The 24,332-nt window shown below is 71.4% G+C and carries 18 protein-coding genes; 5 read left to right on the forward strand and 13 right to left on the reverse strand.

Features of this window, described 5'->3' with window-relative positions; all coding sequences use genetic code 11:
- Positions 1-18: 18 nt before the first annotated feature.
- The 3 genes from AC07DO_RS27305 to AC07DO_RS27315 all read right to left on the reverse strand — a co-directional run bounded on the left by AC07DO_RS27305 (position 19) and on the right by AC07DO_RS27315 (position 6,474).
- A complete protein-coding gene (locus AC07DO_RS27305) occupies positions 19-1,743 on the reverse strand; it encodes a serine/threonine-protein kinase (protein WP_479063650.1) in 1,725 nt (574 codons plus the stop codon).
- A gap of 132 nt (positions 1,744-1,875) precedes the next feature.
- On the reverse strand, positions 1,876-4,302 hold the full coding sequence (locus AC07DO_RS27310) for a protein kinase (RefSeq protein ID WP_479063395.1): 2,427 nt from the start codon (positions 4,300-4,302) through the stop codon (positions 1,876-1,878).
- Positions 4,303-4,431: 129 nt separating this feature from the next.
- On the reverse strand, positions 4,432-6,474 hold the full coding sequence (locus AC07DO_RS27315) for a serine/threonine-protein kinase (protein ID WP_479063396.1): 2,043 nt from the start codon (positions 6,472-6,474) through the stop codon (positions 4,432-4,434).
- 148 nt (positions 6,475-6,622) lie between these two features.
- On the opposite strand from AC07DO_RS27315, the gene AC07DO_RS27320 reads away from it, so the two are divergent.
- A complete protein-coding gene (locus AC07DO_RS27320; protein WP_479063397.1) occupies positions 6,623-7,762 on the forward strand; it encodes a serine hydrolase domain-containing protein in 1,140 nt (379 codons plus the stop codon).
- 39 nt (positions 7,763-7,801) lie between these two features.
- Here AC07DO_RS27320 and AC07DO_RS27325 read toward each other — a convergent pair whose 3' ends face one another.
- Positions 7,802-9,511 carry a glycerol-3-phosphate dehydrogenase/oxidase gene (locus AC07DO_RS27325; RefSeq protein ID WP_479063398.1) on the reverse strand — a complete coding sequence of 570 codons (1,710 nt, stop codon included), beginning with the start codon at positions 9,509-9,511 and terminating at the stop codon, positions 7,802-7,804.
- 227 nt (positions 9,512-9,738) lie between these two features.
- On the opposite strand from AC07DO_RS27325, the gene AC07DO_RS27330 reads away from it, so the two are divergent.
- Positions 9,739-10,992: a nucleotide sugar dehydrogenase gene (locus AC07DO_RS27330; protein ID WP_479063399.1), complete on the forward strand. Its 1,254-nt coding sequence runs from the start codon at positions 9,739-9,741 to the stop codon at positions 10,990-10,992.
- Between the two features lie 86 nt (positions 10,993-11,078).
- Here the strand turns inward: AC07DO_RS27330 and AC07DO_RS27335 are convergent, their stop codons facing one another.
- The 4 genes from AC07DO_RS27335 to AC07DO_RS27350 all read right to left on the reverse strand — a co-directional run bounded on the left by AC07DO_RS27335 (position 11,079) and on the right by AC07DO_RS27350 (position 15,403).
- Positions 11,079-12,203 carry a GuaB3 family IMP dehydrogenase-related protein gene (locus AC07DO_RS27335; protein WP_150171160.1) on the reverse strand — a complete coding sequence of 375 codons (1,125 nt, stop codon included), beginning with the start codon at positions 12,201-12,203 and terminating at the stop codon, positions 11,079-11,081.
- A 112-nt stretch (positions 12,204-12,315) separates the two neighbouring features.
- Entirely contained in the window at positions 12,316-13,833 is a 1,518-nt protein-coding gene (guaB, locus tag AC07DO_RS27340) for an IMP dehydrogenase (protein ID WP_479063400.1), read from the reverse strand.
- A gap of 137 nt (positions 13,834-13,970) precedes the next feature.
- Complete coding sequence (locus AC07DO_RS27345; protein WP_055563244.1) at positions 13,971-14,546, reverse strand: sigma-70 family RNA polymerase sigma factor; 576 nt, start codon at positions 14,544-14,546, stop codon at positions 13,971-13,973.
- Positions 14,547-14,791: 245 nt separating this feature from the next.
- Positions 14,792-15,403: a response regulator transcription factor gene (locus AC07DO_RS27350; RefSeq protein WP_003948568.1), complete on the reverse strand. Its 612-nt coding sequence runs from the start codon at positions 15,401-15,403 to the stop codon at positions 14,792-14,794.
- A gap of 389 nt (positions 15,404-15,792) precedes the next feature.
- Between AC07DO_RS27350 and AC07DO_RS27355 the strand changes: the two genes are divergently transcribed.
- Positions 15,793-16,122, forward strand: a complete 330-nt coding sequence (locus AC07DO_RS27355; protein WP_150171156.1) for a WhiB family transcriptional regulator — start codon at positions 15,793-15,795, stop codon at positions 16,120-16,122.
- Positions 16,123-16,175: 53 nt separating this feature from the next.
- Here AC07DO_RS27355 and AC07DO_RS27360 read toward each other — a convergent pair whose 3' ends face one another.
- Entirely contained in the window at positions 16,176-17,072 is an 897-nt protein-coding gene (locus tag AC07DO_RS27360; protein ID WP_150171153.1) for a LysR family transcriptional regulator, read from the reverse strand.
- 139 nt (positions 17,073-17,211) lie between these two features.
- Between AC07DO_RS27360 and AC07DO_RS27365 the strand changes: the two genes are divergently transcribed.
- Positions 17,212-17,985 (forward strand): SDR family NAD(P)-dependent oxidoreductase, encoded by a 774-nt coding sequence (locus tag AC07DO_RS27365; RefSeq protein WP_479063401.1) that lies wholly within the window; start codon positions 17,212-17,214, stop codon positions 17,983-17,985.
- Positions 17,986-18,211: 226 nt separating this feature from the next.
- On the opposite strand, the gene groL is transcribed toward AC07DO_RS27365, so the two are convergent.
- The 3 genes from groL to AC07DO_RS27380 form a co-directional block, all read right to left on the reverse strand.
- Positions 18,212-19,840: a chaperonin GroEL gene (groL, locus tag AC07DO_RS27370; protein WP_479063402.1), complete on the reverse strand. Its 1,629-nt coding sequence runs from the start codon at positions 19,838-19,840 to the stop codon at positions 18,212-18,214.
- A 127-nt stretch (positions 19,841-19,967) separates the two neighbouring features.
- Entirely contained in the window at positions 19,968-20,276 is a 309-nt protein-coding gene (gene groES / locus AC07DO_RS27375; RefSeq protein ID WP_006347174.1) for a co-chaperone GroES, read from the reverse strand.
- Between the two features lie 470 nt (positions 20,277-20,746).
- Positions 20,747-21,673 (reverse strand): polysaccharide deacetylase family protein, encoded by a 927-nt coding sequence (locus AC07DO_RS27380; RefSeq protein WP_479063403.1) that lies wholly within the window; start codon positions 21,671-21,673, stop codon positions 20,747-20,749.
- A gap of 82 nt (positions 21,674-21,755) precedes the next feature.
- Here AC07DO_RS27380 and AC07DO_RS27385 point away from each other — a divergent pair, with 82 nt between their 5' ends.
- Entirely contained in the window at positions 21,756-23,000 is a 1,245-nt protein-coding gene (locus AC07DO_RS27385; protein ID WP_479063404.1) for a class I SAM-dependent methyltransferase, read from the forward strand.
- Here AC07DO_RS27385 and AC07DO_RS27390 read toward each other — a convergent pair.
- Positions 22,997-24,331 carry an RNA polymerase sigma factor gene (locus tag AC07DO_RS27390; RefSeq protein WP_479063405.1) on the reverse strand — a complete coding sequence of 445 codons (1,335 nt, stop codon included), beginning with the start codon at positions 24,329-24,331 and terminating at the stop codon, positions 22,997-22,999. The genes AC07DO_RS27385 and AC07DO_RS27390 overlap by 4 nt on opposite strands.
- Position 24,332 lies beyond the last annotated feature (1 nt).

Here is a 24,332-nt window from a genome sequence, read left to right on the forward strand (position 1 = left end):
GGGTTCTCCGGACCCGCGTCAGCCCTCCCGCCAGCCCCGGAGCATCGAGTCGAACTGCTGTCGGGTCTTGTCCCAGCCCTCGGCGGGGGCCGAGAGATAGATGGCGTACTCGACGCCGTCTTTGCTGACATACGTCTGCTCGATGGCCCGGCGCGGGCCCCTGGTCACGTCGTTCGACCCGGCCGTCCAGCTGAAGTCCCAGAGCGCTCCGTGCTGGCCGCGGAACGTGTTCGAGTCCAGGTGCAGCCGCTTGTAGTCCTTGTAGTTCCGGAGGCCCTTCTCCAGCGCCAGCTGATGCGTGTACGGCGACTCGAACTCCGGGGACTTGTCGACGCCTATCCGCAGGAAGCTCCGGCCGTCGTCCGGCGTGTAGTCCACCTGCGAGCCGTTCGCCCGACGCTCCCACCCCTTGGGCAGCATGAGGCTGAAGCCGTCGGGGTCGTACACGCGCTTCCAGTCGGCGGGGATGCCGCGCGGGGCCTTCCCGTCGTCCTGGCCCGTGCTCTGCTCCCGCCCCCCGTCGTCGCCGGTCAGACGCAGGAAGCCGAGGACACCGCCGCCGCCGAGCAGGGCGGCCGCGACCACGAGGGCGGCGACGGCGAGCACGCGACGACGCCGCTTGGCCGGGGCGGGCGCCGGTACGTGGGCGTAGGTGTCGTGGCCGCCGTGGGCGCCTTGGGCCGCCGTGCCGGAGCCGCGGGGGTGCGGACCGGTGGGGGCGTACGGGACGGCGTGGTTATACGGGGCAGCCTGGTGGTGCGGGGTGCCCTGGTCGTACGGGACGGGCGTCTGGCTGTACGGAGGCGTCCTGCCGTACGAGGTGGTCGGGCCATGCTGAGTGGCGGCACCTTGCGTGGCGTTCCCCTGAGTCGCGTTCCCCTGGGTCGTGTTCCCTTGGGTCGGACCGTACGTCTGCGTCGTGCCCGGCTGTCGCCCCTCCGCCGCCTCGGCCAGCATCGACTCGGCCTCCGCGGCGGTCGGCCGGGTCGCCGGGTCCTTGCGCAGGAGGGCCTCGATGATGGGCGCGAGGAGCCCCGCGTGCTTCGGCGGCTCGGGCTCCTCGGTCACCACGGCCTGCATCGTGCCGAGCGGCGACGTACGGCGGAACGGCGAGTTCCCCTCGACCGCCGTGTACAGCGTCGCCCCCAGTGCCCACAGGTCGGACGCGGGCCCCGGGTTGGCGCCACTGACGCGCTCGGGCGCCAAATAGTCGACGGATCCGACGACTTCCCCGGTCCGCGTGATCGTGGAGTCCCCCTCGATCGCGGCGATCCCGAAGTCGGTGAGCAGGATCCGCCGGTCGTCGGAGAGAAGGACGTTGCCGGGTTTCACGTCGCGGTGCAGCACCCCGGCGGCGTGCGCGGCCCGCAGCGCCTTCAGGGTCCACAAGCCGATGCGGGCGGCCTCGACGGGCTCGACACGGCCGTCGTCCTTGACCGCGTCCGCCAGCGAACGGCCCTCGACCAGCTCCATCACGATCCAGGGGCGGTCGTCGTACTCGAGGACGTCGTGGACGGTGACGACGGCGGGGTGGTTGATGCGGGCGGCGGCGCGCGCCTCCGTCTGGGTACGCGTGAAGAGGACGGCGCGGTCGGCCTCCTGCACGTACTGTGCCGCCGTCAGTTCCTTGACGGCGACGGCACGGTGCAGCACCTCGTCCTGTGCGCGCCACACCCGTCCCATGCCACCGCGGCCGATGGACTCAACGAGTCGGTAGCGGCCCGCGAGGACCAGGCCCTGCATCTGATTCACGTTTCCCCACAATGGTCTTGACAGGCCCAGGTTAAGGAGCGGGAGCCGCGCAGGGAACCACAGGGGGGCTTAGGAGACCGCACTGTGACGCATGCCGTGCATGTCCCGATGGCCGGATTCGGCTCAGTCGGTGACCCGATAGGTGGCCGACGCCTGCTCGTACAGCCGTGTCACTTCGTCCCGTTCGGCCTCCGGCCCCCGCACCTGGACGACGTGGTACTTGCCGCTGACGACCATCGCGAGATTGCGTACGAAGACCTCGCGGCCCGCGTCGTCCTGCCAGGTGAACTGCCCCTCCGCCATGGCCCGGCCACCGACGTCGATACGGCGCATGCCGCTGGACGTCGCCCAGGAGGAGTCGCGGAAAGGCTGCAGCTCACGCTCGTGTTCGCGCTGGTACTTCATGGGGTCGCGGCCATAGCTGTCCGTGGTGTCGCGGCCCGGCACCAGCAGCAGTTCGAAGCCGCCGTGGGTGTAACGGACCTGGCCCCTGCCGTTCTTCGGCTGCCGGTCCCAGCCGCCCGCCACGGCGACGTGAAAGCCCTCGGGATCCTTGCGGACGACGAATCCCTGCGGCACCTCGGGGCCGGAGGACTGCGGTTTCTGCGAGCCGGGACCCTTGCCCGCCTCGTCCTCCTCCTTGCCCTTCTCTTCGCCCTTCCCCTTGTCCCCCGCGCCCCCCTCCTCGCCCTCGTTCTTGCCCTTCTCGTCCTTGCTTTCGCTCGGTTCCGGGACCGAGCTGACCTCGCCGGCGGTGCCCGCGCGGTCACTTGAGCGGTCGTCGGACTTGGGCATGAAGACCATGGCGTACGCGATCGCCGCGGCGAGCCCGAGCAGGATGGCGATCAGGATCAGGCGGCCCAGGGAACGGGGGCGCGCCGGGCCGCGCGGGGGCGCCTCGCGGGGCGCGCGAGGGCCGCTGTGGCCCTGGAGGGGCGAGACGTCGGGTACGTCGTGTCCCGGCCCGCCCTGCGCCTTGCCGCCCCGCCCCCGGCCTCGCTTGTGCCGTCCGTGCGCCTCACTGCTCTTCGCGGCGTTCTTCCCGGTGTTCTTCCCGGTTTTCTTCCCCGCGACCGCGGTGCCCCGCCGCCTGCGCACGACCTCGCCCCGTCGCCGTACGACGGGCAGCCTCCCCGCGTCGTACGGCGGTACCGGCACGACGTGCGCCCCGGCCTCCGGTTCGGGCGCGGACCGCACCAGGGAGCGCAGCCAGCCGCTGAGCTCCTCGAAGTCGAGCCGTTCGGTGGGGTCCTGACGGAGCAGCGATTCGACGACGGGACGCAGCGGGCCGCACTCCTCCGCGAAGGCGGGCGGCTCGGAGCAGACGAGCTCCACGAGTTCGGCGGTACTGTCCTCCGGGTACGGCGCGTGTCCCTGCACGGCGCGGTAGAGCAGCGCCCCCAGGGCCCACAGGTCCGTGGCGGGGGCGATGGGCGCGGCGAGCTGCCAGTTCTCGTGCACGGGGACGGCCTGCTCGGGTGCCCACCGCTCCGTGACGGCTCCGACCACCACCATGCGGGCGAGCCGGGCGCGTTCGGCGGCGAGGGCGGTGGCGGGGCCGCGCACGGGGGCGCTTGCGCCGTCGCCGTCGTCCCATCCTCCGCGCGCCGCCGGGCTCCCGTCCCGCGGCACCGCCCCGTGCCACGGCTTCTCGCCCGCCACCCCATAGGGATCCGTTACTCCGTAGGGTTCCGTTACTCCGTAGGCTTCCGTTACTCCGTAGGGATCCGTTATTCGTCCGGCGGGTTCGGACCGGGACTCTGGTGCGAGCTCCGCTCCGTGCTCCGGCGCGGGGTCGAGCGCCACGTCCCCGGCCCCGTCCGCGGCGTCCCCGTGCCCCGTGCCGTATCCCGTGCCGTACTCCGCGACATTGCCGACCGACCCCGCCGAGCCCGTCGCCTCCCCCGCCTCCACCGGCCGCGGGTCGTACCCGCAGAGGGCCTCCTCGGCGGCGCCCGCCGCCAGCCCCGTCAGCATCACGCGGCCGTCGTCGCAGATCAGGACGGTCCGCGCGGTGATGTTCCGGTGCACCCAGCCGTACGCGTGCAGCACCCGCAGCGCCGCGAGGACGTCCGCCGCGACCTCGGCCGCGCGGTACGGACTCAGCGGCCGGTCCGCGAGGAGCGCCGCCAGCGGCCGCGCGGCGACCAACTCGCTGACGATCCACAGCGAGCCGTCCTCCGCGAACACGTCGAAGACCTGGTCGAGCCGCGGATGGTCGGGTATCTGGGCGGCGGTCTGCGCCGCCTCGATGGCGCGCCGCACCGCCGGATCCGTGGGCCTGCGCGTCGTCCTGGTCCCGGCCCTCCTGGTCCCGGGCCGCTGCACGCCGGGGCCGCCCGCGCCCTCCCGCGGCAGAAACCCCTCGGGCAGGTCGTCCTCGTCGAGCACCTCCGCCTCGACGATCTCGGGCAGCGGCACCTGGCGGACGAGGACTTCCTGCCCGCTGTAGGTGTCAAAGGCGCGCGACTCGGCGAATTCGTACACGTCGGAGGGCGGCAGCGGCAGGCGGTAGCGGTCGGCGAGCACCCGTCCCGCGTAGTCGTCCACGATGCCTTCCCCGTCCGCCCGGTGGTCAAATCCGTTCGTCTTGCGGCGCGTTGCGGCTGCTTACGGTCCGCAAGCACTCACGATACGTGCCGTAGGTGAACCGTATTGAGGGGATACGAGAACCCGGCCTCAGGACTTCGGCTCGAAGGTCTTCGTGAAGGTCTGCCACGTGGCACGACGCTTCTCGCTGCCCCAGTCGTCCGCCTTGGCCGTGTACATCATTCCGTAGCCGAGGCCGCCGTTGACGACGAAGCCGCGGTCTATCGACCGGTACTTGGTCCCGCCGTCCACGTAGGTGAACTCCCAGTCGGCCGTGTTCCAGCCGCGGAAGCCGACCTTCTCTATACGGATCCGGTCGTACTGCGGCCGGACCATGTACTTCTCCTGGTTCTTCCAGTCGCCGACCGGGTTGTCCTTGGGCGTCGTCGTCCAGCCGAGCAGCAGCTTCTGCCCGTCGGGGCCGCCGAACCGCGCGCCCGCCCGCCCCGTGGACTGGTACTTCCAGCCCTTCGGGAGACCGATCTTGAAGCCCTGGGAGTGCTTGTACGTCGACTCGGCGCCGTCCTGCGGCTTCTTGGCCTCGTCGTCCTTGCCCGGGTCGTGGCCCTCGCCCTCGTCCGGGTCGGAACTCTCGTCCTTGCCCGGGTCCTTGCCGCCGTCGCCGGTACCGGTGCCGGTGCCCTGGTCGGCGTCCTTGCCGGAGTCCTTCTTGCCTTCGTCCTCGCCCGGGTCGCCGCCGCCCGTCGCCCCGGCGGACACGGCCTTGTCGCCGCCCTTGTTGTCCTTGTTGTCCGCGTTGTCGTCGCCGAGGGCGAGGGCGAGCACCGTGCCGAGCACGGCGAGCACCACCACCATGGCCACTATGACCAGCGTCCGGCGCGGCACCACGTCGGTGAGCGACGCCTTCGCGGGCGCCCGCGGGGGCACGCCTCCGGACCCGTTGGCCGCGGTCCCGTTCGTGGCCGCGGCCGCGCCGCCCGTGCCGCGCGCGGTGGCGGACGCGGCCGCCTTGCGCACGGACTGCAGGGCGCCCTTCAGCCGGTCGGACGTCTCCCCGGCCTTGCGCCCCTCGGGACGCGCTGTCCCGTACGTCGTCGCGGTCCCGGCACTCCTGGCAGGGGCGGAGGACCCGACCGCCCCGTGAGCGGCACCGGCCCCACCGGCCGCACCCGCCGCGCCGGCAGCGGCACCCGCGCCCTTCGGCGCCTTCGTCAGCCTGCTCGGCTTCGGCACCCTCGACGCCTTCGGCGGCTTGGGCGGGGCCGGCGGCAGCGGCACGACCTTGGTCGCCTCGACCGGCTCGGGCTCCGGCTTGGTCTCGGGGGCGTGGATGACGTCCATGAGGAGCGCCCGCGCTCCGGCGTCGTCGAGCCGCTGCTCCGGGTCCTTGGCGAGCAGGCCGTAGATGACCTTCTCCAACGGTCCGGCGTTGGTGGGCTGTTCGACGTCCTCGGTCATCACCGCGGTGAGGGTCGCGATGGCCGACCCCTTGTCGTACGGGGGAACGCCCTCCACGGCCGCGTACAGCAGGCCGCCCAGCGACCACAGGTCGGCCGCGGGACCCGGCTTGTGCCCACGGGCGCGCTCCGGCGAGATGTACGACGGAGCGCCCACGAGCATGCCGGTCGACGTGATCGACGGGTCGCCCTCGACCTGCGCGATGCCGAAGTCCGTGAGGACGACCCGGCCGTCCTCGGCGATGAGCACGTTCGAGGGCTTCACGTCGCGGTGCAGGATGCCCTCGCGGTGCGCGGAGCGCAGCACGTCGAGCACGGCGAGCCCGACCTCGGCCGCGCGCCGCGGCGTGAGCAGTCCGTCCTCGCGGATCGCCTCGGCGAGCGACTTGCCCTCGACGAGTTCCATCACGATCCACGGCCGGTCGTCCTCGTCGACCACGTCGTAGACCGTCACGGCGCTGGTGTTGCGGATCCGCGCGATCGCCTTGGCCTCACGCAACGTACGCGTGATGAGCCTCCGCTTCTCCTCCTCGTCGATGCTCGAGGGGAACCGCAGCTCCTTCACCGCGACCGTACGCCCAAGGGTTTCGTCCTTGGCGCGCCAGACGGTGCCCATGCCTCCGCGGCCGAGCACCTCTCCCAGCCGGTACCGGCCGGCGAGGAGACGTTCGCTCTTGTCCCGACGGGCGTCACCCGTCTGCTCCGCGTCCGACATGCGTCCCCTCTGCTGCTACCGCTGCTACCCGAGCAACCCGCCCTGACAGAGCCTTCATTGTCCCTTACTCGGGGACCGGTCGGTGCCCAGGGTCCGCCGGCCCCCGTCCCGTGCCCCATCATGGACCGCGCACGAGGAAGGACCCGCCTTGCCGACACCGCGCTCGATACCGGCGATCCTGCTGGCGGCGGCGCTCATCGGCCTGGTGGCGGGCAGCCCGCAACCCGCGGCACCGGCCACGGACGCCACTCTTCCGCTGCTCACCACCCGAGGCAAGGCCCCGGCCGCGGCACTCCTGAGTCGCACTCAGCCCGAACCACCCCCGGGTGCACGCACCCTACGCCACCAGGCATCTCCCGTCTCCGTGCGACGCCCCGCACGGCCGAACCCCGCCGCGCCGAGCCCGCGCCCCTATCTTCACTTCGCCCGCACCGACCCCTCCCTGTCCCTCGCCGACCACTTCAGGGTGGGCAGCATCACCAAGACATTCATCGCGACGGTCGTCCTCCAACTCGCCGCGGAACACCGTCTGTCCCTGTCCGACCCGGTCGAACACCATCTGCCCGGACTCGTCCGCGGACCGGGCGTCGACGGCCGCTCGATCACCCTGCGCGCCCTGCTCACCCACACCAGCGGTCTCTACGACTTCACCGCCGTCACCAAAGGCACCGCCCCCGTCACTCCCGCGCTGGCCGTCCGGACCGCGCTCGCCCACCCGGCGTCCTCCGAGGGCCGCTGGACGTACTCCAACACCAACTACGTCGTCCTGGGCATGGTCATCGAACGCGTCACCGGCAACGCGTACGCCACCGAAGCCGAACGCCGCATCCTCCACCCCCTCCGCCTCACCGGCACCTCGTTCCCCGGCGCCCGCACCACGCTCCCCTCCCCTCACGGCCGCGCCTTCACGAGCGGCGGCCGGGACGTCACCGCTCTCGACCCGCGCGTGGCCGGGGCCGCGGGTGAGCTGATCTCCACCCTCGCCGACCTGAACCGCTTCTACGCCGCCCTGCTCTCCGGACGGCTCCTGCCCGCGCCGCTGCTGCGGGAGATGCTCAACACCCGTCTCGCGCACGGCCACTACGGCATGGGCCTGTATCCGCGGACGCTTCCCTGCGGCACCACCGTCTGGGGCCACAACGGCCGCATCACCGGCAGCTACGTCCGCACCGCGGCCACCCGCGACGGCCGACGGGTCGTCACCTTCCGGGTCAACACGGACAAGCCGGCCGACCAGGCCCAGGAATCGGCCCTTCTCGCGGCCGAGTTCTGCCCCCGCGCCCCTTAGGACCCGCCACCCATCGCCTAACGCCTGTCCTGAGAATCCTCAGTTGAGGGGCACGATGTCGGGCGCGCCCAGCCGTGCCGCGTCCGCCGTCAGGTCGTCCGGCTGGCGCTGCGACTCCCGCTCGGCCTCCACCCGCTTTTCGTAGTGCTGCACCTCCCGCTCGATCTGGTCCTTGTCCCAGCCGAGGACCGGCGCCATCAGCTCGGCGCACTCGCGGGCGCTGCGCGTGCCCCGGTCGAACGTCTCGATGGAGATGCGGGTCCGCCGGGTCAGCACGTCGTCCAGGTGGCGGGCGCCCTCGTGCGACGCCGCGTAGACCACCTCGGCCCGCAGGTAGTCGTCGGCCGCCTGCAAGGGGGCGCCGAGGGACGGGTCCGCGGTGATGAGTTCGAGGACCTCCTCGGCCAACGAGCCGTACCGGTTCAACAGGTGCTCCACGCGCACCACATGAAGGCCCGTCCGGGCGGCGATCCTCGCCCGGGCGTTCCACAACGCCCTGTACCCCTCGGCGCCGACCAGCGGAATGTCCTCCGTGACGCAGTCGGCGACGCGCTGGTCCAGGGCGTGCACCGCCTCGTCGACGGCGTCCTTGGCCATCACGCGGTACGTCGTGTACTTGCCGCCGGCGACGACGACCAGGCCCGGGGCGGGGTGCGCGACCGTGTGTTCGCGGGAGAGCTTGCTCGTGGCGTCCGACTCACCGGCGAGCAGCGGCCGCAGGCCCGCGTACACCCCTTGCACGTCGTCCCTGGAGAGGGGCCTGGCGAGCACCGAGTTCACATGCTCCAGGAGATAGTCGATGTCGGCGCTGGAGGCGGCCGGGTGGGCCTTGTCGAGGTCCCAGTCCGTGTCGGTCGTGCCGACGATCCAGTGGCGTCCCCACGGGATGACGAAGAGAACGCTCTTCTCGGTGCGCAGGATCAGCCCGGTCGTCGCGTTGATACGGTCCTTGGGGACGACCAGGTGGATGCCCTTGGACGCCCTGACGTGGAACTGGCCGCGCTCGCCGACCATGGCCTGGGTGTCGTCCGTCCACACGCCGGTCGCGTTCACGACCTGCTTGGCCCTGATCTCGTACTCCCCGCCGCCCTCGACGTCCTGCACCCGGGCGCCGACCACGCGCTCGCCCTCGCGCAGGAAGCCGGTGACCTTGGCGCGGTTGGCGACCTTCGCGCCGTACGCCGAAGCGGTGCGGACCAAGGTCGCCACGTAGCGGGCGTCGTCCATCTGGGCGTCGTAGTACTGCATGGCGCCGACCAGTGCGTCCTTCTTCAGGCACGGGGCGACGCGCAGGGCGTGGCGGCGGGTCAGGTGGCGGTGCATGGGGAGGCCGCGGCCGTGTCCGCGGGACATCGACATCGCGTCGTAGAGCGCGACGCCCGATCCCGCGTACAACCTCTCCCAGCCCTTGTGCTGCAAGGGGTAGAGGAACGGGACCGGTTTCACGAGGTGCGGGGCGAGGCGCTCCAGGAGCAGGCCGCGTTCCTTCAGCGCCTCCCGCACGAGGGCGAAGTCGAGCATCTCCAGATAGCGGAGGCCGCCGTGGATCAGCTTGCTCGACCGGCTCGACGTGCCGGACGCCCAGTCGCGGGCCTCGACCAGGCCGGTGGACAGGCCGCGTGTCACCGCGTCGAGTGCCGTGCCCGCGCCGACCACTCCCGCGCCCACGACCAGGATGTCCAGTTCCCGTTCGGCCATTCCCGCCAGTGCCTCGGCGCGCTCCGCCGGCCCCAGTGTCGCTGTCCTCACCGCTGCCTCCCGCTGTGATCGGGTGTGGTCGGACTCACATCATGCCCAGATTTCTCCGCCGCCCGCTGAACGCGGCCCCAGCCTGTGGACAACACTCCGGAGTCCCACGCGGCGCAATACCGCAAATCGGTCATATTTACTCCTAGTCTGACATTGCGCTGGTCCGCCTTGTCCACAGGGCTTGCGCACTCGTCCCACTCCGGCTATTGGGAGGACGGCCCACCGCCATGCCCGCAGATCTCGCCGTCATCGGTCTCGGCCACCTCGGCCTGCCCCTCGCCCAGGCCGCCGTCGCACGCGGCATCGACACCATCGGCTACGACCCCGCCCGCGCCGCCGACCTGGCCGGCGGCCGGCTGCCCTGCGACGGCGCCGAGGGCACCCTCACCGCCGCCGACGTCCGCCGGATGCTCTCGGGGGGCTTCCGGCCGACGGTCAACCCGGCCGAACTCGGCCGGGTCCGCACCGCTGTCATCTGCGCCCCCACTCCGCCGGCGGCCGACCGCTCGCTCGACCTGAGCCAGGTGGCCGAAGCGGCCCGGGCGCTGGCCGCCCGCCTGCGTCCGCACACCACCGTGATCCTCGAATCCCCCGCGTACCCGGGGACCACGGAGGAATTCCTCCGTCCGATTCTCGAATCGGGCTCGGGCCTGCGGGCCGGGCGCGATTTCCACCTCGCGTACTCGCCCGGCCGCCTCGACCCCGGCAACCGCTCCCACGGTTACGCGGGCACCCCCAAGGTCATCGGCGGCCTCACCCCGGCCTGCACCGAGTCCGCCGCCACCTTCTACGGCCGCTTCACCGACAAGGTCGTCCGCGCCCGCGGCCCCCGCGAGGCGGAGACCGTGCACCTCCTGGAGACCAACTACCGGCACGTGAACATGGCTCTGGTCAACGAGATGGCGGTGCTCTGCCACGACCTCGGCATCGACCTGTGGGACGTCATCCGCTGCGCCGAGACCAAGCCCTTCGGCTTCCAGGCGTTCCGCCCCGGGCCCGGCGTCGGCGGCCACGGCGTCCCTCTGGACGTCCCGAACCCCTCCCGCGGCGCCCGCCCCCTGCGCATGGTCGAGCTGGCCCAGCAGGTCAACGACCGCATGCCCCAGTACGTGATCCAGCGCTCGGCGACCCTGCTCAACGAGCACGGCAAGTCCGTCCGCGGCGCCCGCGTCCTGCTCCTCGGCGTCACCTACAAGCCCGACCTCGCCGACCAGCAGGGCGCCCCCGCCCAGGAGGTGGCGACCCGCCTCATGGAGCTCGGCGCCGCCGTCAGCTACCACGACCCGTACGTGCCCAACTGGAGCGTGCTCGGCCGCCCCGTTCCGCGCGCGGACTCCCTCTACGAGGCCGCCGCCGACGCCGACCTCACGATCCTCCTCCAGCACCACCGCACGTACGACCTGCAAGGCCTCGCCGTGAAGGCCCAGCTGCTCCTCGACACGCGCGGCGCGACCCCGGCAGGCGCCGCCCACCGCCTCTAGACACGCGCGCGTGCCCCCGCACAGGACAGGGCCCGGACGCATCGGCGTCCGGGCCCTGTCGTGACGTCATACGCCCAGCGCGAGCGTCACCGCTTGTGCTGCGAGTCCGCGACCGTCACCTCGACGCGCTGGAACTCCTTGAGCTCGCTGTAGCCCGTGGTCGCCATGGCGCGGCGCAGCGCTCCGAAGAAGTTCATCGAGCCGTCCGGGATGTGCGACGGGCCGGTGAGGATCTCCTCCGTGGTGCCGACCGTGCCGAGGTCGACCTTCTTGCCGCGCGGCACGTCCTCGTGGACGGCCTCCATGCCCCAGTGGTGGCCCTTGCCGGGCGCGTCCGTGGCGCGGGCCAGCGGGGAGCCCACCATCACGGAGTCGGCACCGCACGCGATGGCCTTGGGCAGGTCGCCGGACCAGCCCACGCCGCCGTCAGCGATGACGTGGACGTAGCGACCGCCGGACTCGTCCATGTAGTCACGGCGGGCGGCCGCGACGTCGGCGACCGCGGTGGCCATCGGCACCTGGATGCCGAGGACGTTGCGCGTGGTGTGCGCGGCGCCGCCGCCGAAGCCGACCAGGACACCCGCGGCGCCGGTGCGCATCAGGTGCAGCGCGGCCGTGTACGTGGCGCAGCCGCCGACGATGACCGGGACGTCCAGCTCGTAGATGAACTGCTTCAGGTTCAGCGGCTCGGCGGCGCCGGAGACGTGCTCGGCGGAGACCGTGGTGCCGCGGATCACGAAGATGTCGACGCCCGCGTCCACGACGGCCTTGGAGAACTCGGCGGTGCGCTGCGGGGAGAGCGCGGCGGCGGTGACCACACCGGCGTCGCGCACCTCCTTGATGCGCTGTCCGATGAGGTCGGCCTTGATGGGGGCCGCGTAGATCTCCTGGAGGCGCCGGGTCGCGGTCTCCGCGTCCAGCTCGGCGATCTCGTCGAGGAGGGGTTGCGGGTCCTCGTACCGCGTCCAGAGCCCTTCGAGGTTCAGGACGCCCAGGCCGCCCAGCTCACCGATGCGGATGGCGGTCTGCGGGGAGACCACGGAGTCCATCGGGGCGGCCAGGAAGGGCAGCTCAAAGCGGTAGGCGTCGATCTGCCACGCGATCGAGACCTCCTTCGGGTCGCGGGTGCGCCGGCTCGGTACGACGGCGATGTCGTCGAAGGCGTACGCGCGGCGGCCGCGCTTGCCGCGCCCGATCTCGATCTCAGTCACGTTGTGGGGCCTTTCCCTCTTGGTCTGCCTGTCCAGTATCCCCGACGCACACGGAAGGGGCGGTCCCGGTGAGCCGGGACCGCCCCTTCCACGCGCGCGTGGCGCCGGAAGACTACTTCGTGCGGCTGTAGTTCGGTGCTTCGACCGTCATCTGGATGTCGTGCGGGTGGCTCTCCTTGAGACCTGCGGACGTGATCCGGACGAAACGGCCGTTGGCCTGCAGGTCGGGGACGGTGCGCCCGCCCACGTAGAACATCGACTGGCGCAGTCCGCCGACCAGCTGGTGGACGACCGCCGAGAGCGGACCGCGGTAGGGAACCTGGCCCTCGATGCCCTCGGGAACCAGCTTCTCGTCGGAGGCGACGCCCTCCTGGAAGTACCGGTCCTTGGAGAAGGAGCGCTGGTCGCCGCGCGTCTGCATGGCGCCGAGCGAGCCCATGCCGCGGTACGACTTGAACTGCTTGCCGTTGATGAAGAGCAGCTCTCCGGGGGACTCCTCACAGCCGGCGAGCAGCGAGCCCAGCATGACGGTGTCCGCGCCGGCGACGAGCGCCTTGGCGATGTCTCCGGAGTACTGCAGGCCGCCGTCGCCGATGACCGGGACACCGGCCTCCTTGGCGGCGAGCGACGCTTCGTAGATGGCCGTTACCTGCGGTACGCCGATGCCGGCGACGACGCGGGTCGTGCAGATGGAGCCGGGGCCGACGCCGACCTTGATGCCGTCGACACCGGCGTCGATGAGCGCCTTGGCGCCGTCGCGCGTGGCGATGTTGCCGCCGATGACGTCGACGCGGGGGGCGTCGGACTTGATCTTGGCGACCATGTCGCCGACCAGCCGGGAGTGGCCGTGCGCGGTGTCGACGACGATGAAGTCGACGCCCGCCGCGACGAGGGCCTGGGCGCGCTCGAACGCGTCGCCCGCGACACCCACGGCGGCACCCACCAGGAGGCGGCCCTCGCCGTCCTTGGCGGCGTTCGGGTACTTCTCGGCCTTCACGAAGTCCTTGACCGTGATGAGGCCCTTGAGGACGCCCGCGTCGTCGACCAGCGGAAGCTTCTCGATCTTGTGGCGACGCAGCAGCTCCATGGCGTCCACGCCGGAGATGCCGACCTTGCCGGTGACGAGCGGCATCGGCGTCATGACCTCGCGCACCTGGCGCGTGCGGTCCGACTCGAAGGCCATGTCACGGTTGGTGACGATGCCGAGCAGCTTGCCGGCCGCGTCGGTGACCGGGACGCCGCTGATGCGGAACTTCGCGCAGATCGCGTCGGCCTCGGCGAGCGTCGCGTCCGGGTGCACCGTGATCGGGTCGGTGACCATGCCGGACTCGGAGCGCTTCACCAGGTCGACCTGGTTGGCCTGGTCCGCGATGGAGAGGTTGCGGTGCAGCACACCGACGCCGCCCTGCCGCGCCATGGCGATCGCCATGCGGGACTCGGTGACCTTGTCCATCGCCGCGGACAGCAGCGGGACGTTCACCCTGACGTTTTTCGAGACGAGCGAGGAAGTGTCGATCTGGTCGGGCGCCATGTCCGACGCGCCCGGCAGCAGCAGCACGTCGTCGTAGGTCAGCCCGAGTGTCGCGAATTTCTCGGGCACCCCAGTCGAAGAACCGCCGTTTGCAGTCATGACACCTTCCCCAAATGGCCTTGATCGGTGCGGATGTCCATGCTAACGGGCTCCGAGGGTGTCTCATTCCACGATCAAGATCATCGGCGAGCTTTGTACGTTCACACGTACGCCACCAGTCGGTCGAGAGGACCCGGTTACTGCTCCGCGAGAGCCCGCAGCCTGCTCAGCGCCCGGTGCTGTGCGACCCGCACCGCCCCCGGCGACATCCCCAGCATCTGCCCGGTCTCCTCGGCCGTGAGCCCGACGGCGATCCGCAGGAGCAGCAGCTCGCGCTGGTTGTCCGGGAGGTTGGCGAGGAGTTTCTTGGCCCACTCGGCGTCGCTGCTGAGCAGCGCCCGCTCCTCGGGGCCGAGCGAGTCGTCGGGCCGCTCGGGCATCTCGTCGGAGGGCACGGCGGTGGATCCGGGGTGCCGCATCGCCGCGCGCTGGAGGTCGGCCACCTTGTGCGCCGCGATCGCGAAGACGAACGCTTCGAAGGGGCGTCCCGTGTCCTTGTAGCGCGGCAGGGCCAGGAGGACGGCGACGCAGACTTCCTGCGCCAGGTCCTCCACGAAGTGCCGTGCGTCACCGGGCAGCCGGGACAGCCGGGTGCGGCAGTAGCGCAGCGCCAGAGGGTGGACGTGGGCCAGGAGGTCGTGCGTGGCCTGCTCGTCACCCTCCACAGCGCGGAGAACGAGGGCACCGATCACCGTCGTCTTGTCATCGCGCATCGGTCCATGGTGCCTTGACGGCGGCTGATCCGTGGCACCGCGTCCGTAGTTGTGCACTGAAGCGTTATGAGCAGGTGCGCCGGAACTCATCTCCTGCGCCCTCCCCTCCCGCTCGATCGACTCGTCCCCGAGGAACTCCACACCTCAAGGATGCGGCATCGGCGGCGAAACAAGCGTCGCCGGGCGTACGCCGCCCCGCCCGCCGGACGGCGGGCGGGGATCGCCGTGCCCCCGCGACGGCACACTCAGCGCACCAGACCCCAGCGGAAACCGAGCGCCACGGCGTGCGCGCGGTCCGAGGCGCCGAGCTTCTTGAAGAGCCGCCTGGCGTGCGTCTTCACGGTGTCCTCGGAGAGGAAGAGCTCACGTCCGATCTCCGCGTTCGAGCGGCCGTGGCTCATGCCTTCGAGGACCTGGATCTCACGCGCGGTGAGGGTGGGCGCGGCGCCCATCTCGGCCGAGCGCAGCCTGCGCGGAGCGAGCCGCCAGGTCGGGTCGGCGAGCGCCTGGGTGACGGTCGCGCGCAGTTCGGCGCGCGAGGCGTCCTTGTGCAGATAGCCGCGGGCGCCGGCCGCGACCGCGAGTGCGACCCCGTCCAGGTCCTCGGCCACGGTGAGCATGATGATGCGCGCACCGGGGTCGGCGGACAGCAGCCGGCGGACGGTCTCCACGCCGCCGAGACCGGGCATGCGTACGTCCATCAGAATCAGGTCCGAGCGGTCGGCGCCCCAGCGGCGGAGGACTTCCTCGCCGTTGGCCGCCGTGGTCACGCGCTCGACGCCGGGCACGGTCGCGACCGCGCGGCGGAGCGCCTCTCGGGCAAGCGGGGAGTCGTCGCAGACGAGGACCGATGTCATGACTGTCCTCCGCGGCTCTCACAGCTGCTGCGCGTCACCTTGAGCCTCCAGGCTGGTACTTATTCGTCACCTGTGCGGTTGACGCTCTCGGACACCTGCCCGAGCGCTTGTTCTTTCAACCGCCTCGCACTCTCAACGACGGTCACCCGAAAGAGTTACGGGGCAGTCGGACACCTTCGGCACTCTACGTGAGGGCGCCAATACAGCGGAGAGCGCGCGGGAGACCCTCAACGTTTCATCACAACCTATGCCCCATTTAGCGCCTTTTCTTCCCTTTTCGCAGTGTCTATGGCTAGATTCGCAATGAGTCATATTTTCATCTCCTTAGACAGTAGATGTACGGTCATGGGCATCGTATCCGCGTCAGAACGGCATCAAGGGGACCAGCAATGGCAGATTTCTCCCGCCTTCCCGGACCGAACGCAGATCTCTGGGACTGGCAGCTCCTCGCGGCCTGCCGCGGGGTCGACAGCTCGCTCTTCTTCCACCCGGAGGGCGAACGGGGAGCGGCGCGCAGCGCACGTGAGAACTCCGCCAAGGAGGTCTGCATGCGGTGCCCGGTGCGGGCCGAGTGTGCCGCTCACGCACTCGCGGTGCGCGAGCCGTACGGCGTGTGGGGCGGTCTGACCGAGGACGAGCGCGAGGAGCTCATGGGCCGCGCGCGCAATCGCCTCGTCACGGCGGCCGCGTCGGCGGGCAGCGCCGTGTCGCACAGCTGAAGGAACGTTTCTTCGAAATCCCGTGCCGCCCTGCCGCCCCGGCACGGCGGGGATCAGCGGGCGGCGGCCCGCGCGAGGTGGTCCAGCGTGGCGGCGACGGCCGGTACCTGCGCCAGGTCCGGCAGCGTGAGCGCGACGATCTCCCGCTGCACGGCGGGCTCCACCGTCACGGTGCGGGCGCCCATCGGGCGTACCGACTCGATCGCGAGCTCGGGCAGCACCGCCACTCCCAGACCGGCGCCGACCAGGCCGATCACCGCCGGATAGTCGTCGGTCGCGAAATCGATCCGCGGCACGAAGCCCGCGCTCTCGCAGACCTCCACCAGTTGCCTGCGGCAGCGGGGGCAGCCCGCGATCCACGACTCGTCGGCGAACTCACCGATGGTGACCGAGTCCGCTCCGGCGAGCCGGTGCCCCTCCGGCACGAGGCCGACGAGCCGGTCGGCGAGCAGCGGCCGCACGACGAGGTCGCTCCACTCCTCGGCGGCCGTCGCTCCTTCGTACCGGAAGGCGAGCGCGACGTCGCAGTCCCCTTCGCGCAGCATCTCCACCGAGCGCGGCGGCTCGGCCTCGACGAGGGAGACGCGGGTGCCCGGGTGGGCCGCGCGGAGCGCCGCGAGGGCGCACGGGACGAGGGTGGAGCTGCCGCTGGGGAAGGAGACGAGCCGGACCCGGCCGGCGCGCAGGCCCGCGATGGCGGCGACCTCCTCCTCCGCCGCGGTGAGCCCGGCGAGGATGCCCGCGGCATGCCTGACCAGGGCCTCGCCCGCCTGGGTCAGACGCATCTCGCGGCCGGTGCGGATCAGCAGCGGCGTGCCCGCCGAGGATTCGAGGGCCTTCATCTGCTGGCTGACGGCGGGCTGGGTGCAGCCGAGTTCGCGTGCCGCGGCGGAGAAGGAGCCGGTGGCGGCGACGGCGCGCAGGACACGGAGGTGTCGGGCCTCGATCATGGTGAGAGCATAAGTCACACTTGGGCATACGGCGAAATAGTGCGCTGCTGCTTTGAGGTGGCTCGCCCGGCCCGCCCGCTGCCGGGGGCCGCTCGCGGTCGGCGACGCGGTGGTCGGGCGATCTCACTAGCCTTGGGCCATGACTACGGCTCTGATTACGGGATCGACCTCCGGCATCGGCGCGGCCTTCGCGCGCCGCCTCGCCGGTGACGGGCACAACCTCGTGCTGGTGGCCCGCGACACCAAGCGGCTGCGGGAACAGGCGACCGAACTGCACGACCGGCACGGCATCGAGGCGGAGGTGCTGACCGCGGACCTGGCGACGGACGACGGCATCGAGGCCGTCGAGAAGCGGCTCTCCGACCGCAGGGACGCGGTCGATCTGCTGATCAACAACGCCGGGTTCGGCAACAAGGGCCGCTATCTGGAGGTCTCGCTCGCCGACGAGCTGACCATGCTCAAGGTGCACTGCGAAGCGGTGCTGCGGCTGACGTCGGCCGCGACGGAGGCGATGCGGGAGCGTGGCCGGGGCGGTGTCGTGAACGTCGCGTCGGTGGCGGCGTTCGTGCCGCGCGGGACGTACGGCGCCTCGAAGGCGTGGGTCGTGCAGTTCACGCAGGGCGCGGCGAAGGACCTGGCCGGGTCCGGGGTGCGGCTGATGGCGCTCTGCCCCGGCTTCGTACGCACGGAGTTCCACCAGCGCGCGGGGATGGGCACGTCCAACATCCCCAACTGGATGTGGCTCGACGCGGACAAGCTGGTCACGGTGGCGCTCGCCGACCTGGCGCGGGGCAAGACGCTCTCCGTCCCGGATCCGCGGTACAAGGCTTTGATGGGCGTGGTGAAGGTGACGCCGAGGAACCTGCTCGGCGGCGTGACGTCCCGGACGGGCCGCAAGTACGGGCCGCAGTAGCTTCCCGGGGGCGGGGGCGCGTCTGCCGGGTTGCTTCCCGTCGCCGGGTGCGCGTTGTACGTGGCTGATCGCGCAGTTCCCCGCGCCCCTTGAAGGGGCGCGGGGAACTGCGCGAGGACGGACCACGATCCGCACCCGGCAACGGGAAGCACCCGGCAGACGCGCCCCCGAAAAAGGCCCGAGGCCCGGCCCCCAGTACAGGGAGCCGGGCCTCGGGCAACTCAGGTCAGTGAGAGTGACCGTGGCCGTGGCCGTGACCGGCGTCCGCCTCTTCCTCGGCCGGCTTCTCGACGACGAGGGTCTCGGTCGTCAGGAGCAGCGAGGCGATCGACGCGGCGTTCTCCAGCGCGGAGCGCGTGACCTTGACCGGGTCGATGACGCCGGCCTTGACCAGGTCGCCGTACTCACCGGTCGCGGCGTTGAAGCCGAAGCCCTTGTCGAGCTCGGCGACCTTCGAGGTGATGACGTAGCCCTCGAGGCCGGCGTTCTCGGCGATCCAGCGCAGCGGCTCGACGGCGGCGCGGCGGACGACGGCCACACCGGTGGCCTCGTCGCCGTCCTTGCCGAGCGAGTCGCCCAGCACCTTGGCGGCGTGCACCAGAGCGGAGCCACCACCGGAGACGATGCCCTCCTCGACCGCGGCGCGGGTCGCGGAGATGGCGTCCTCCAGACGGTGCTTCTTCTCCTTCAGCTCCACCTCGGTGGCGGCGCCGACCTTGATGACGCACACGCCGCCGGCCAGCTTCGCGAGGCGCTCCTGGAGCTTCTCGCGGTCCCAGTCGGAGTCCGTGGTCTCGATCTCGGCCTTGATCTGGGCGACGCGGCCCTCGACGTCGGCCTTGTTGCCGCCGCCGTCGACGATCGTGGTGTCGTCCTTGGTGATGGTGACGCGGCGGGCGGTGCCCAGCACGTCGAGACCGACCTGGTCGATCTTGAGACCGACCTCTTCGGCGATGACGGTGGCGCCGGTGAGGGTGGCGATGTCACCGAGCATGGCCTTGCGGCGGTCGCCGAAGCCGGGGGCCTTCACCGCGACGGCGTTGAAGGTGCCGCGGATCTTGTTGACGACCAGGGTCGAAAGGGCCTCGCCCTCGACGTCCTCGGCGATGATCAGGAGCGGCTTCGAGGCGTTGGCCTGGATGACCTTCTCGAGCAGCGGCAGGAGGTCCTGGATGGAGGAGATCTTGCCCTGGTGGATCAGGATGTACGGGTCGTCGAGGACGGCCTCCATACGCTCCTGGTCGGACACCATGTACGGCGACAGGTAGCCCTTGTCGAAGGCCATGCCCTCGGTGAAGTCGAGCTCCAGGCCGAAGGTGTTGGACTCCTCGACGGTGATGACACCGTCCTTGCCGACCTTGTCCATCGCCTCGGCGATGAGCTCGCCGACCTGCGGGTCCTGGGCGGACAGACCGGCGACGGCCGCGATGTCGGCCTTGTCGTCGATCGGACGGGCGGTGGCGAGGAGCTCCTCGGAGACGGCCGCGACGGCGGCGTCGATGCCCTTCTTCAGGGCGGCCGGGGAGGCGCCGGCGGCGACGTTGCGCAGGCCTTCCTTGACCAGGGCCTGGGCGAGCACGGTGGCGGTGGTGGTGCCGTCACCAGCGATGTCGTTGGTCTTGGTCGCCACCTCCTTCACCAGCTGGGCGCCGAGGTTCTCGTACGGGTCGTCGACCTCGACCTCACGGGCGATGGTGACGCCGTCGTTGGTGATGGTCGGGGCGCCGAACTTCTTGTCGATGACGACGTTGCGGCCGCGGGGACCGATCGTCACCTTGACCGTGTCGGCAAGCTTGTTGACGCCGCGCTCAAGGGCGCGACGGGCGTCCTCGTCGAACTTCAGGATCTTCGCCATGGGAGCGATTCAGCCCTCTCGAAAACTCGGGTGAACGAACTGCGCCCCTCGCCGCCCGGCAATCAGCGGGGTGACCAGGGGCGCAGCTCAAAAGCAAATCTGCTGGTGAAGCAGGTGAAGCGGTGAATTACTTCTCGACGATCGCGAGGACGTCGCGAGCCGAGAGGACGAGGTACTCGTCGCCGTTGTACTTCACCTCGGTGCCGCCGTACTTGCTGTACAGCACGACATCGCCGACCTTGACGTCGAGCGGCAGGCGCTCGCCGTTCTCGAAGCGGCCCGGGCCCACGGCGAGGACGGCGCCCTCCTGGGGCTTCTCCTTCGCGGTGTCCGGAATGACCAGGCCGGAGGCCGTGGTCTGCTCGGCGTCGAGCGGCTGGACCACAATGCGGTCCTCGAGCGGCTTGATGGCAACCTTGGAGCTTGCGGTCGTCACGATCCGGTCTCCCCCTTCGGAGATCTCACGGGGTTAAGAGTCTGAGGTGTGGCGACCAGGTGGATCCGTCGTCGCGGGTGCCGGACCTGCCCGTCGCTGTTGGCACTCTCCAGTGGGGAGTGCCAGAAGTGAGACTAGGACGGGGATTAGCACTCGGTCAAGCGGAGTGCCAATCCACTGCGTCGGGCTTCAGCGGGAAGGGGTGCGGAGCACCCCTTCGGGGCAACGTACGGCGGGGGGTGCCAGTTCCGTCCGCGCGAGCCAAGGAGGACGTACTTCCCGCTCCCCGGCGCAGGCAACCGGCCCCGCCCTGCCGTTGTCCGGTGTCCGTGGCACCTTCTGCGCGGCCTTCCTGCCGAGCCTCTCGATCGGGTCGACCGATTCCGCGCACCCCGTGAGCAGCGCGGGCGTGAGCACTCCGCACAGCAGGGCCCCGGCGAGGAGGCGGCGGCGCGCTCGCGCCCGCGGGTTCACAGGTAGTCCTCCAGCCTGGCGACCGCGTACCCCTTGTCGGTGACCGTCTTCATGACCTTGCGGATCATGTCGGGCATGGTGCCCTTCCAGTCCTCACGCCCCCGGAAATGCGTGAGGATGATGTCGCCGGGATGCAGGTCGCGGTCCCACTCGCGCCACTCCATGCGGTCGGCGAAGGCCTCCGACGCCCACAGGGGCACCGCCTTGACGCCGCAGGACTTGGCGGCGCGCAGCGTGTCGCGGTTGTAGTTGCCGTACGGCGGGCGGAAGAGCTCGGGGCGCTTGCCGTAGTGCTTCTCGATGACGTCCTGCATGCCGCAGATCTCGCGGCGCTGGCCCTCGTACGAGAGTCCGGGCAGGTAGCGGTGGTTGAGCGTGTGGTTGTTCAGGGTGACGCCGCGGTCCTGCATCTTCTTGAAGTAGGTGTAGTCCTCTTTGACCAGGTAGTCGCTGAGGAACGCGGTGTACGGGAGCCGCAGCTCGCTCATCATCCTCAGCAGCGCCGGGTCCTTCTCGGCGCCGTCGTCGATGGTCAGGAAGACGACCTTCTCCTTGGTGGGGATCGTCGTGAAGACCGGCGGCAGGCTCGCCTGGCCCTTGACCTCGAACCCCTTGCGGGTGGTGATGCGGGGCTTGGCCGCGGGCGGCGGGGGCGCGGGCAGCGGGGTCTTGGCCAGGCCCCAGCGCTTGGCGGCCATGGTGCGGGCGACCTGGGTGGCGGCGAGTTTCTGGGCGTAGGAGTCGAGGGCGCGGGCGGGGGGCGCGTTGAGCGGCTGCTGGCCGTGGGCGGGTTCCGCGCCGTCGGAGTCGCCTCCGGAGGCGCAGCCGGATGCGATCGCCGCGACGGACAGGACGGCCACCAGGACGCGCGTCTGATTCTTCCGCCTTCTGGCGCATTCTTCCTTTTGTCGTACTAGTTGCATGGCGCCGGATCCTCGCAGCTCAAGGCCGTGCCGACGGCCCGACACCGCCGCCGGACGCGCACCATCCACCGACTGGCCCACAATGGGGCGGGTGAACGACCCGAACACGCCGAGCGCCCACGAGACCGACCTGGGCGACCCCCTCGCCGCCTTCGCCGCCCTCCGCACCGACGAGGGCCGGGCCCTGCTCGACGAGGTCCGTGACGTCGCGCCGGCCGAGGAGCTCGCCGCCGCCACCCGGCTGCGCCGCACCCACCCGGCGCCCCTGGTCTCCGCGGCGCTCGCCCAGGCGCGGCTGCGCACCCGGGCAGCGGCGAAGTTCGGCGCCGAGGACGCGGCCCGCATGTTCTTCACGCCGAACGGCGTCGAGCAGTCCACGCGCGCCTCCGTCGCCGCGCACCGCGCGGAGAGCTTCAAGGCCCTGGGCGTACGTTCACTCGCCGACCTGTGCTGCGGCATCGGCGGCGACGCCATCGCCCTGGCGCGCGCCGGGATCTCCGTGCTCGCCGTCGACCGTGACCCGCTGACCTGCGCGGTCGCCCGCGCCAACGCCGAGGCGCTCGGTCTCGCCGACCTGATCGAGGTGCGCGAGGCGGATGTCACCGGCGTGGACACGTCCGCGTACGACGCCGTCTTCGTGGACCCCGCGCGGCGGGGCGGCCGCGGACGGATCTTCGACCCCGAGGCCTACTCCCCGCCCCTGTCCTGGGCGGTCGGGGCGGCCCTCGCGGCCCCTCTCGCCGCGCTGAAGATCGCCCCCGGCATCCCGCACGAGGCGATCCCCGCGGAGGCGGGAGCCGAGTGGATCTCGGACGGCGGCGACGTGAAGGAGGCCGTGCTCTGGTTCGGCACGGACACGCCCGCCTCGCACCGCGCCACGCTCCTGCCCGGCGGCGCCGCCCTGTGGAGCCCGCTCGCCACGATGCTGCCCGACCCCGAGGTGCGTCCCGTCGGGCGCTACCTGTACGAGCCGGACGGCGCCGTCATCCGCGCCCACCTTGTCGCCGAGGTCGCCGCCCGGGTCGACGGCGGACTCGTCGACGAGACCATCGCGTACGTCACCTCCGACGCCCTGCACGCCACCCCGTACGCGACGGCGTACGAGATTACCGACCGGATCCCGTTCAACGTGAAGAAGCTGAAGGCCCTGCTGCGCGAGCGCGGGGTCGGCGTCCTCACCGTGAAGAAGCGCGGCTCGGCCGTCGAACCGGAGGAGCTGCGGCGCAAGGTGAAGCCGCAGGGGAAGAACGCGGCGACCGTCTTCCTGACGCGGGTGGCGGGCGCCCCGACGATGCTGATCGGCCACCCGGCACCCCCGCCCGCCTAGGCGCGGCCCTGCTGGGCGCTCTCCGCCGGTCGCGCCCCGCGGCCCGACCCGGCCCAGCAGTCGGCGGCCCGCGCCAGGAGCAGTTCCCGTTCCCGCTCGTTGCGCGCCATCGACGCCGCACGCTCGAACTCCGCGTGGGCCTCGTCGGTGCGTCCGAGCCGCTCCAGGAGGTCGCCCCGGACGCTGGGCAGCAAGTGGTAGTCCTTCAGGACGGGTTCGGCGGTCAGCGCGTCGACCAGGACGAGCCCGGCCTCCGTCCCCTGGGCCATCGCCACCGCGACCGCGCGGTTCAGCTCGACGACCGGGGACGGGGCGCGGGCGGCGAGGAGGCCGTAGAGGGCGGCGATCTGCTGCCAGTCGGTCTCCTCGTAGCTGTGCGCGTGGGCGTGGCAGGCGGCGATCGCGGCCTGGAGGGCGTACGGGCCCAGGGCGCCCGCCGGGGAGGGCGCCGTCGCCTGGGCCCGTGCCAGGGCGGCGAAACCGCGCCGGACCAGCATCTGGTTCCAGTGGGCCCGGCTCTGGTCCTTCAGCAGCACCGGCTCGCCGGCCGGCCCCGTGCGGGTCGCCGTGCGCGAGGCCTGCAGTTCGAGGAGCGCGGCCAGGCCGTGCGCCTCCGACTCCTCGGGCATGAGGGCGGTGAGCACCCGGGCCAGGCGCAGCGCGTCCTCACAGAGGGCGGGGCGCACGAGGTCGTCGCCCGCCGTGGCCGCGTACCCCTCGTTGAAGATCAGGTAGATGACTTCGAGGACCGAGCCGAGGCGGGCGTCGCGGTCGGGGCCGTAGGGGACCTCGAAGGCGACGGCCCGGGCGGCGAGGGTGCGTTTGGCGCGCACGATCCGCTGCGCCACGGTCGGTTCGGGGGCCAGCATCGCGCGCGCGATCTCCGCGGTGGACAAGCCGCCGAGGAGGCGCAGCGTGAGCGCCACGCGGGCCTCGGTGGAGAGCACCGGGTGGCAGGCGATGAAGACGAGGCGCAGGAGGTCGTCGTCGATCGCGTCGGGGTCGGCGGGTTCGAGCGGGCCCGCCTGCGCCGGGGCGGTCTCCAGGTCGCGGCCGACCTCGGCGAGCTTGCGGGCGTAGCGCTCGCGGCGGCGCACCAGGTCGACGGCGCGGTTCCTGGCGGTGGCCATGAGCCAGGCGCCCGGATTGTCGGGGACGCCTTGCGCGGGCCACTGTTCGAGGGCCGCCACGAGGGCGTCCTGGGCCAGCTCCTCGGCGATGCCGACGTCTCGTACGATCCGCGTGACACCGGCGATGATGCGTGGCGACTCCATGCGGAAGACGGTTTCGATGGCCTGGCGGGGGTGCTCCGGGGGATGGCTCACGGCCATC

It is taken from the genome of Streptomyces sp. NPDC045678, assembly GCF_056432085.1.